The organism is Streptomyces sp. NPDC051136 (assembly GCF_044455745.1).
Classification (GTDB): domain Bacteria; phylum Actinomycetota; class Actinomycetes; order Streptomycetales; family Streptomycetaceae; genus Streptomyces.
In genome coordinates, this window is sequence record NZ_JBITFE010000005.1 from 1 (window position 1) to 9,728 (window position 9,728).

The 9,728-nt window shown below is 72.0% G+C and carries 5 protein-coding genes; 4 read left to right on the plus strand and 1 reads right to left on the minus strand.

Annotated features, from left to right (window positions below; all coding sequences use genetic code 11):
* The coding region (locus ACIBCJ_RS15390; protein WP_365981525.1) for an amino acid adenylation domain-containing protein at positions 1-4,127 on the plus strand (4,127 nt) is incomplete at its 5' end.
* Positions 4,128-4,296: 169 nt separating this feature from the next.
* Here ACIBCJ_RS15390 and ACIBCJ_RS15395 read toward each other — a convergent pair.
* Entirely contained in the window at positions 4,297-5,502 is a 1,206-nt protein-coding gene (locus ACIBCJ_RS15395) for a cytochrome P450 (protein ID WP_362514262.1), read from the minus strand.
* 647 nt (positions 5,503-6,149) lie between these two features.
* Here ACIBCJ_RS15395 and ddaH point away from each other — a divergent pair.
* The 3 genes from ddaH to ACIBCJ_RS15410 all read left to right on the plus strand — a co-directional run bounded on the left by ddaH (position 6,150) and on the right by ACIBCJ_RS15410 (position 9,702).
* Positions 6,150-6,986: a dimethylargininase gene (ddaH, locus tag ACIBCJ_RS15400; RefSeq protein WP_362103179.1), complete on the plus strand. Its 837-nt coding sequence runs from the start codon at positions 6,150-6,152 to the stop codon at positions 6,984-6,986.
* A 362-nt stretch (positions 6,987-7,348) separates the two neighbouring features.
* Entirely contained in the window at positions 7,349-8,512 is a 1,164-nt protein-coding gene (locus ACIBCJ_RS15405; RefSeq protein ID WP_362103178.1) for a pyridoxal phosphate-dependent aminotransferase, read from the plus strand.
* 26 nt (positions 8,513-8,538) lie between these two features.
* The gene (locus ACIBCJ_RS15410; protein WP_362103177.1) at positions 8,539-9,702 is read left to right on the plus strand and encodes a cytochrome P450; all 1,164 of its coding nucleotides are present in this window, start codon (positions 8,539-8,541) and stop codon (positions 9,700-9,702) included.
* The last annotated feature ends 26 nt before the right edge of the window (positions 9,703-9,728 follow it).

Genomic DNA, 9,728 nt, shown 5'->3' on the forward strand with positions numbered 1-9,728 from the left:
GGACGCAGGTCGGTGAGTTCGACGAGATCGAAGCCGGACTCGACACGGGCATGCCGGCCCTGTCCCCGCTGGAGATCGGCGCCTACGTCACCGACGGCCCGGACGGCCCGGTGCTGGAGACGACGTTCTCCTACGCCCCGGGTGTGTTCGACGAGACGGACGTGGCCGGGCTGACCGAGTTGTGGCAGGAGGCGCTGGGTGCGCTGGCCGCGCATGCCGTGCGGCCAGGAGCGGGCGGGCTGACCCCCTCCGACCTGCCGCTGGTGACCGCCGGCCAGAGCGAGATCGAACGGTGGGAGGAGCGCTACCCCGGCCTGTCCGACGCCTGGCCGCTCACCCCGCTCCAGTTCGGCCTGCTCTTCCACACCCTCGTCGACGGCGACGACTCCGGCATGGACGCCTACCAGATGCAGTTGGTCTTCCACCTGTCCGGGCGGGTGGACGGCGAGCGGATGCGCAAGGCGGGCCAGGCGCTGCTGGACCGGCACGCCAACCTGCGCACCGCGTTCGTCTCCGCCAGCGAGGGACTGGTCCAACTGGTGCTCGACGAGGTGGAGCTGCCCTGGCAGGAAGTGGATCTGCGCCGGTTCTCCGAGGCGGACAGGGAGGCGGAGCTGGAGTCCTTCCTCGCCCGCGACCACACCGTCCACTTCGACCCGGCCGCTCCGCCCCTGCTCCGGCTGGCGCTCGTCCGCCTGACCGACGAGCGCAGCGAACTCATGCTGACCGCGCACCACGTCCTCTTCGACGGCTGGTCGGGCCCCCTGCTGATGCAGGACCTGCTGCGGCTCTACGCGTCCTCGGGCGAGCAGTCGGCCCTGCCCGCCGTCGCCGGATACCGGGACTTCCTGGCCTGGCTGACCCGGCAGGACCGGGCCGCCGCGGCCGACGCCTGGGCCGCGGAACTCGACGGGGTCGAGGAACCGACCCTCCTCGAACCGGCCCTGCCCGACGTGCCGCAGACCACCACCGCAGGGCTCGGGCACGTCGAGATCGCACTCGGCGCCGAGGAGACCCGGGAGCTGACCCGCCGGGCCGCCGAACTGGGCGTCACCGTCAACACCCTGGTGCAGGGCGCCTGGGCCCTGGTGCTCGGCCAGCTGACGGGACGGCAGGACGTGCTGTTCGGCGCCACCGTCTCCGGACGGCCGCCCGAGGTGCCCGGCGCCGACGCCATGATCGGCATGTTCATCAACACCCTGCCCGTCCGCGTGCACCACACCACCGGCGAGACCGCCCACGACCTGCTGAGGCGGCTCCAGGACCGGCAGACCGCGCTGCTCGACCACCATCACCACGGGCTCACCGACATCCAGCAGCGCACCGGGCTCCCGGCCCTCTTCGACACCCTCGTCGTCTTCGAGTCCTATCCGATGGACCGCGTCGGCATCGCCGAGGCCGGCGACGCCGCGGGCCTGGTGTGCACCGGCGTCCGGCCCTTCTCCGGCACGCACTACCCGCTGACCGTGATGGCCGTGACCGCGCCCCATCTCCAGCTGGGCCTGGACTACCGTACGGAGCTGTTCCGGCACGAGACGGTGGCCCGCGTCGGCGACCGGCTGCTGCGTGTCCTGCGGGCCCTGGTGGCAGACCCCGACCGCCCCGTCGACATGATCGACACTCTCGGCGACTCCGAACGCAGTTGGCTGCTGGAGGAGTTGACGGCCACCGGCACCGAGGTGCCGGACCTCACCGTCCCCGAGCTGTTCGAGCGGCAGGCGGCACGGACCCCGGAGGCGATCGCGGTCGAGAGCGGCGGGACGTCATGGACGTATCGCGAACTCGGCCGACGCGCCGACGAGGTGGCGGACGAGCTGGTCCGGCGGGGCGCCGGTCCCGAGTCCGTGGTGGGTCTCGCCCTGCCCCGGACGCCGGACCTGGTCGCGGCACTGCTCGGCATCCTCAGGGCCGGAGCGGCCTATCTGCCCATGGACCCCGCCTACCCCAGCCACCGGCTGGAACTGGTGCTGGAGCAGGCCCGGCCGCTGCTCGTCCTCACCGACACCGACACCGCCGGGCAACTGCCCCTGGGCCAGGTCCCCACGCTCCGCCTGGACACCCTCGACGCGTCCGCGGCCCCGCCGGCCCGCCCCCGGCGGGCGCCGCTCCCGGACAACCTGGCGTACGTGATGTACACCTCGGGCTCCTCCGGCGTCCCCAAGGGAGTGGGGATCACCCACCGCGGGGTCACCAACGGCCTGGCCGGACTCATGGCGGCGCTGGGTGTGCCGCCGGGCGTCCGGACACTCGCGGGCACCTCGGTCAACTTCGATGTGTCGGTCTTCGAGATCTTCACCACGCTGTGCTCCGGAGGCACCGTCGAGATCGTCCGCGACGTGCTCGAACTGGGCGAGCGGGGCGGCTGGAACGGCGGGGTGATCAGCGCCGTGCCGTCCGCCTTCGCCGAACTCGTGGAGCGGATCGCCGGGAAGGTCCACGCGGACACGGTGGTGCTCGCCGGCGAGGCACTGCCCGGCAGCCTGGTGGAGCGCATCCGCAGCACCATGCCGGGAGCCCGCGTCGTCAACGGCTACGGACAGAGCGAGAGCTTCTACGCCAGCCTCTGGACGCTCGCCGCCGACGACGACTGGGACGGCGCCGACAGCGCCCCCATCGGCGCCCCGCTGGGCAACATGCGGGCGTACGTCCTCGGTCCCGCGCTCACCCCGGTCCCGCCCGGCGCCGTCGGCGAGCTGTACGTCGGCGGGCTCGTCGGACGCGGCTACCACGGCCGGCCGGGCCTGACCGCGGAGCGTTTCGTCGCCGACCCGTTCGGGCCCGCGGGCGAGCGCATGTACCGCACCGGCGACCTCGCCCGGTGGACGCCCGACGGACAGCTCGCGTACGCCGGACGCGCCGACGCGCAGGTGAAGGTCCGCGGTTTCCGTGTCGAACCCGGTGAGATCGAGGCTGCCCTCGCCGGCCACCCCGACGTCGGACGGGCCGTGGTCCATCCGCGCGGCGACCGGCTCCTCGCCTACGTCGTCCCCGAGGCGGACCGACCCGCGCCGGACGCGGGTGAACTGCGCCGGTACGCGGCCGAGCGCCTGCCGTCGTACATGGTCCCGGCCGCCGTCGTCCCGCTGGACCGGCTGCCGCTGATGCCGAACGGCAAACTGGACCGCTCCTCGCTCCCCGAACCGGCCTACACCGGTGAGGCGTACCGGGCACCGGAGACGGACGAGGAGCAGCTGCTGGCCGGGCTGTTCGCCGAGGTGCTCGGCCTCGACCGGGTCGGCGTCGACGACAACTTCTTCGCCCTGGGCGGCCACTCCCTGCTGGCCACCCAGCTGACCGGCCGGATCGGTGACGCCCTGGGCACCGAGCTGCCCATACGGACGCTGTTCCAGTACCCGACGGTGGCCGAACTCGCCGTCCGGCTCGGCGAGGACGGCGCCCCGGCCTTCGAGGACCCGTACGCCCGCGTGCTGACCATCCGCTCCGGCGGCGACCGCGAGCCCTTGTGGTTCATCCAGCCCGGCTTCGGTCTGAGCTGGTCGTACCTCAGCTTCGCCCCGCACATCACCGACCGCCCGGTGTACGCCTTCCAGGCGCAGGTGTTCGGCGGCGAGGCCGCCCCCGAGACGGTCGAGGACGTGGTCGACGACTGCATCCGGCGGATGCGGGAGATCCAGCCCGAAGGGCCGTACCACGTCCTCGGCTGGTCCTTCGGCGGCACCGCGGCCCACGCCGTCGCCACCGAACTCGCCCGCCGCGGTCACGAGGTCGGCCTGCTCGGTCTGCTCGACTGCGCGCCCGCCGACTACTTCGACGACGCCGAGATGCTGCCGCAGCAGGACGTCGAACACATCCTGGAGGACTACATCGGGCACATGATGGGCGCGGACGAGTACCGGCGCGTCCTCGAGAACTCGGCCCTCGCCCTCATGAACCACGTGGCGATCCTCCAGAAGTTCACCTCCCCGCACTACGCGGGGGACGCGGTGTTCTTCCACGCCACGCAGAACCCGCACGACCTGTACGCCGGGGACGCCGGACACTGGGCGCCCCACGTCGGCGGCACCGTCGACTCGTACGACATCGAGACCGGCCACCCGCAGATGTGCGACCCGGGGCCGGCCGCCGAGATCGCACGGATCATCAACCGCAAGCTCGCCGGCGGCTGACGGCGACGCGGCGGACGCGCGGTGCCCACCGCGCGGCCGCCGCGCGGACCGGACGGCGGGTGCGCGGACCGGACGGCGGAGGCCGGCCCGGAGGCACGTGAACGGGGCGCGGCCACGGCCGCGCCCCGTTCACGTCGCTGCCCCCTGCGGGGGCGTCCTCACCGGTTCGTCACCAGACCACGGGCAGTTCGGACAGTCCGTACACGCCCTGGTCGCCCTTGAAGCGCAGCTCCTCCAGCGGCACGGCCGCCTTCAGGCCGGGCATCCGGGCGAGCAGCGAGTCGAAGACCACCTGGAACTCCAGCCGGGCCAGGCTCTGGCCGAGGCACTGGTGCGGGCCGTGCCCGAACGCGAGGTGGTTGCGGGCCGTCCGGTCGATGTCGAACGTGCCGGGGTCCTCGAACACCGACGGGTCGTGGTTGGCGGCGAGACCGAAGCCCACCACGCCCTCGCCCGCGGCGATCGTCTTGCCGCCGATCTCGATGTCCTCGGCCGCGACCCGGACCATCGCGAGTTCCGACACGGTGAAGTACCGCAGCACCTCCTCGACCAACCCCGGCGTGAGCGAGGGGTCCGCCCGGACGCGCTCCATCTGCTCCGGGTGACGAAGCAGCAGCGCGATGCCGAGCGAGATGGTGCTGGCGGACGTCTCGTGGCCGGCCACCAGCAGGAGGAAGGCCAGGCCCATCAGGGACATGCGGTCGTAGTCACCGCTCTCCCGGCCCTTGGCTATCTGCCGGCTCAGCAGATCGTCGCCGGGCTCCTCCTCCTTCTGCGCGATCAGGTTCATCAGGTACCCGGCGAGCGCGCCGAACGCTTCGTCGCGCTCGCTCTCCGACGTGGTGATGCTGACCAGGCGCGTGCTCTGGGACAGGAAGAACTGGTGGTCGCCGAGCGGCACGCCGAGCTGCTCGCACATCACCAGCGCGGGCACCTGCACGGCCAGTTCGGCCACCAGGTCGGCGGGCTGCGGGCCGGCCAGGACGGCGTCCAGCCGCTCGTCCACGATCCGCTGGACGGTGGGCCGCAGCTCCTTGATGCGCTTGGCGGTGTACTCGGTGATCACCTTGCGGCGGACCTCACCGTGCGCCGGCGGGTCCAGGTTGATCATCGTCTGGATCGGCTGCTCGGTCGGCTTCTCCAGGCTGAACAGCGGGTAGCCGGGCTGCCGGTTGTCCGAACTGAACCTCGGGTCGCCGAGCATGGCCCGCACGTCCTCGTAGCGGGTCAGCGCCCAGACCTCGTCGTTGTTGGGCAGCTGGACCCGGGCGACCGGTTCCTGCTGCCGCAGCCGGTCGTAGGCCTCGGGCGGCGAGAACGGGCACTGCCGGGTGAACGGGATCCGGTCCTCGACCGGCGCGTTCTGCTCTGTCATGTCAGGGAGCCCTTCGGTGGGTGGGTGGTTCGGATACGGACGGGCAGCCGGACGAGGTGACGCCCTCGCCGGGCCGGCCCGGGGCACCGGCGGCGTGCGGCGCGGCCGTCCTTGCCGGCCGGCGGACGGGCGGCGTCGGTCATCAGGACGGACCGGCCACGCCAGGCCGGTCCGACGGCGTCCGCGGGTCCGGCGGCGCGACCCGCACCGGCGGGCCCTCCCGGCGCGACGCGGTGCGGCCGCCGACGGCGTTGCTCACTCGCTCGGCACGCAATTCCACGGGAAGAGGAGGGGACACGGCTTTCCCTTCTGGGTGCGAAGTGATTCCGTAGACGGTGTCGGACGATTCCCGGACGGCGGCCCGAAAGAAGCGAGGACGTGTCATCGCTTTCACGGGACCGCGTCGACCGGCGGACTCGCGAATTGCGATGTCGAGCACACTACGATGCGGTGCGCCATTCCGGCTATCGTCGCTCCGGCGCCAGGACGGCAGAGTCCGAACGGCCAGGCAACCCTTGACCCGGAGGCCCCGTTCCGGCCCACCGTGTCCCGTCGACGGGACACGCTTCCTCGACGACCCGATACCCGCGTGAAACCGGTGTCGGCATCCGAGACCAGACACAATCTGGCCAACCGAAGGAGTAATCGTGTCAGAAGGAAAGACGGCGGTGCCCGGCGGCAAGGCGGCCACCACGCGGCGCTATCTCATGTGCCGTCCGACGTACTTCGACGTCACCTACTCCATCAACCCGTGGATGGAGCCCGGCAAGCCCAGTTCGGCCCAGGTGGGCGTCGAGCAGTGGAAGCAGCTGCACGACACGTTCGTCACGCTCGGGCACGACGTGCAGCTCATCGAACCCGTGGCGGGCCTGCCCGACATGGTGTTCGCCGCCAACGGCGCGACCGTCGTCGACGGCAAGGTGCTCGTCGCCCGGTTCCGGCACGAGCAGCGGGCCGACGAGGCCCAGGAGTACCTCGACTGGTTCCGCTCGCGCGGCTGGAGCGAGGTCGAGCAGGCCCGGTACGTCAACGAGGGCGAGGGCGACTTCCTGTGCGCCGGGGACGTGCTCCTGGCGGGCTCCGGCTTCCGCAGCGACGTGCGGGCCCACGACGAGGCGCGTGAGTTCTTCGGCCGCGAGGTCGTGTCGCTGATGCTGGTCAACCCGCGCTTCTACCACCTGGACACGGCGCTTTCGGTGCTCGGGGACGGCGAGGTCATGTACTACCCGGAGGCGTTCTCCGCCAGCAGCCGCGCGGTCCTCGCCGAGCGGTTCCCGGACGCCGTCCTCGCCGAGCCCGAGGACGCGGAGGTCTTCGGGCTCAACGCCCTCTCCGACGGCCGGCGTGTCTTCATGCCGCGTCAGGCCGCCCGTCTCGCCGACCGCCTGCGCGAGCGCGGCTACGAGCCGGTCGGCGTCGACCTGAGCGAACTCCTCAAGGCCGGCGGCAGCGTGAAGTGCTGCACCCTGGAACTGCGCGACTGACACACCCCGGGCGTGGAGCCCCGCCGTCCTGTCGGCGGGACGGGGGCGGGCTGCCGAGCGCCCCGCCCCCGCACACGCTGTTTCCCGGTTCACCGGCCGCCGGTCGGGAGGTATGTTCGGAAGCGGCCGAATCCACTCGGGCGACGACCGGCGGAGAAGGATTCACCAGAACCGGGGAGCGCACGCCGACATTCACGGCGGTCCTGAATTTCAAAAGGTGCCGCCCCGCACCCCGGCCGTTCATTCGGAGGAGCTTCAGAACCTCTTCCGTGGACCATTCAACGCACTCCTCCCGCCCGGTTCCAGAAATGTCCCGGGCGTATTCCGACCTCGTGAACAACCAGCGTGCAGGAGAAGGGAAAATGGCGCATTCCATCACCCGCCGGCCCCGTATCTCGTCCAGGGCCGCGCTGCTGCGGGGCAACAGCCTGGGAGAACTCTTCCTGCTCGCGCGGGAACGCGGCGCCATCGACCTGGCGGTCGGTACCCCGGGCTATCCCGAGCCGGCCCCCGAGATCATCGACGCCGCGGCCGAGGCCACACGGAGCGGCCGCAACCAGTACGACCACCCCTCCGGCGACCTGCCGCTGCGCGAACGGATCGCGCGGACCCTCACCACACCGACCGACCCGGCCACCGAGCTGACCGTGACCGTCGGCGCCACCGAGGCGCTGTGCGTCGCCCTGCTCGCCACCGTCGACCCGGGCGACGAGGTCGTCCTCCTCGACCCGGGGTACGAGCAGTTCACCGCCGCGATCGCGCTGGCCGGCGCGGTGCCCCGTTTCGTGCCGTGCCAGCCGCCCTCCTGGCGCCACGACCCGGCCGACCTGGCTGCCGCCTTCGGCCCCCGCACCCGGGCCGTCCTGCTCAACTCACCGGCCAATCCCACCGGCCGGGTACTGGACCGCACCGAGCTGGACGAGATCGCGGCGCTGTGCGAGCGTTGGGACGCCACGGTGATCTGCGACGAGGTGTACAGCGCCTTCGTCTTCGACGGCAGGCCCCACCTGTCTGTCACGGAGGTCCCCGGCCTCGCCGAGCGGAGCATCGTGGTCGGCTCCCTCTCCAAGAGCCACGCCATCAGCGGCTGGCGCCTGGGCTTCCTGCGCGCCGACGCAGCCCGCACCGAGGTGCTCCGGCGCGTCCACGAGGTCACCACCAACGGTGCCGCCACGCCGCTCCAGGTCGCCGTGGGCATGGCCGCGTTCAGCGTCGACACGGACACCGCGTCCCGGGAGATGGAAGCGCGCCGGGACCTGGCCCAGGAGATCTTCTCCCGCAAGGGCATGAAGTTCGCCCCGTCCGAAGGCGGCTGCTTCCTCTTCGCGGACGTCGGCAACCTCACCGGCGGCCGCCACGACGGCCGGCGGTTCGTCCTCGAACTCCTCGACGAGGCCGGGGTGCTGATCGTGCCCGGGGCTTCCTTCTTCGCCGACCCCGCCCGCGGCGAGCAGTACGTACGCATCGCGTTCAACCGGCGGACCGACCTCCTCCACGAGGTCGGACGCCGGGTCCTGGGCGACTGACGCCGACGAGCTGGGGGAGAGAACGAATGAGTCAGTACACGGCTGGTCAGCTGGGACCGCTTCCGGACTTCCTGCTGGAGGGAACCGAGGACGTCACCCGCATCGTCACGCCCGCGGGCGACAAGATGTGGCTGGTGCGCGACTACGCGCTGGGGCGCGCGGTGCTGACCGACAAGCGGTTCAGCCGGGCCGGCGCCCTCGCACCCGAGGCACCGAAGTTCAACGACGCCCAGCCGACCCCCGACTCGATGATGAGCATGGACGGCGACCGCCACACCCGGCTGCGCCGCATCGTCAGCGGGGCCTTCTCCACCGGCCGGATCGCCGCCATGGGCCCCTTCGTGGGAGAACTGGCCGACCGGCACCTCGACGCGATCGCCGCGCACGGACCGGGCGCCGACCTCGTCGAGCACCTCGCCGCGCCGCTTCCGCTGGCCGTACTGTGCTCGGTGCTCGGCATCCCGCCCGAGGACAGCGCCCGCTTCCGGGACTGGGTCGAGGTCCTCTTCGACATCTCGGCGAGCGAGCCGCGGGAGAAGGCGCGCCGGCGCGTCGAACTCGCCGCGTACATCACCGATCTGGTCGGACACAAGCGGCGGCAGCCTCAGGACGACCTGCTCTCCAGCCTCATCGAAGCCCACGACCGCGGTGACCTCACCATGAGCGAACTGCTCACCCTCGGCCTCACGCTGCTGATGGCCGGTTACGAGACCACGGTCGGACAGCTCGGCCTGTCGGTCCTGTCGCTGCTGTCGGACCCCGTCACGCACCGCGAACTCGTCGCACGGCCCGAAGCGATCGCGCCGGCCGTGGAGGAACTGCTGCGCGTCAACCCGGCCACCCCCCTGGCCTTCCCCCGGGTCGCCCTCCAGCCGGTGCGGCTGGGCACCGTCACGGTCCAGGCCGGCGAGGCCGTCATGGTCGCGCTGCTGCACGGCAACCGCGACGCCAAGGTCTTCGCCGAACCGGAGTCCCTCGCCCTGGCCGGCCAGGACGGGGTCCACCTGACCTTCGGCCACGGCGTGCACCGCTGCCTGGGGGCCCCGCTGGCCCGGCTCCAGGTCCGCGCCGTCCTCGAACGGCTGCTGCACCGCTTCCCCACCCTGCGGTTCGCGGCCGTCGACACCCCCGTGATCTGGAAGGACGGGCTGGCGACCCGCGGGCTGGCCCGCCTCCTCGTCGACTGGTAACCCCCGCCGAGCGCCGCCGTCACCCA

Excerpts from the sequence above, each read along its gene's own strand:
- ACIBCJ_RS15395 (WP_362514262.1), bottom strand. The coding sequence starts at position 5,502 with ATGACAGAGCAGAACGCGCCGGTCGAGGACCGGATCCCGTTCACCCGG.
- ACIBCJ_RS15405 (WP_362103178.1), top strand. The coding sequence starts at position 7,349 with ATGGCGCATTCCATCACCCGCCGGCCCCGTATCTCGTCCAGGGCCGCG.
- ACIBCJ_RS15410 (WP_362103177.1), top strand. The coding sequence starts at position 8,539 with ATGAGTCAGTACACGGCTGGTCAGCTGGGACCGCTTCCGGACTTCCTG.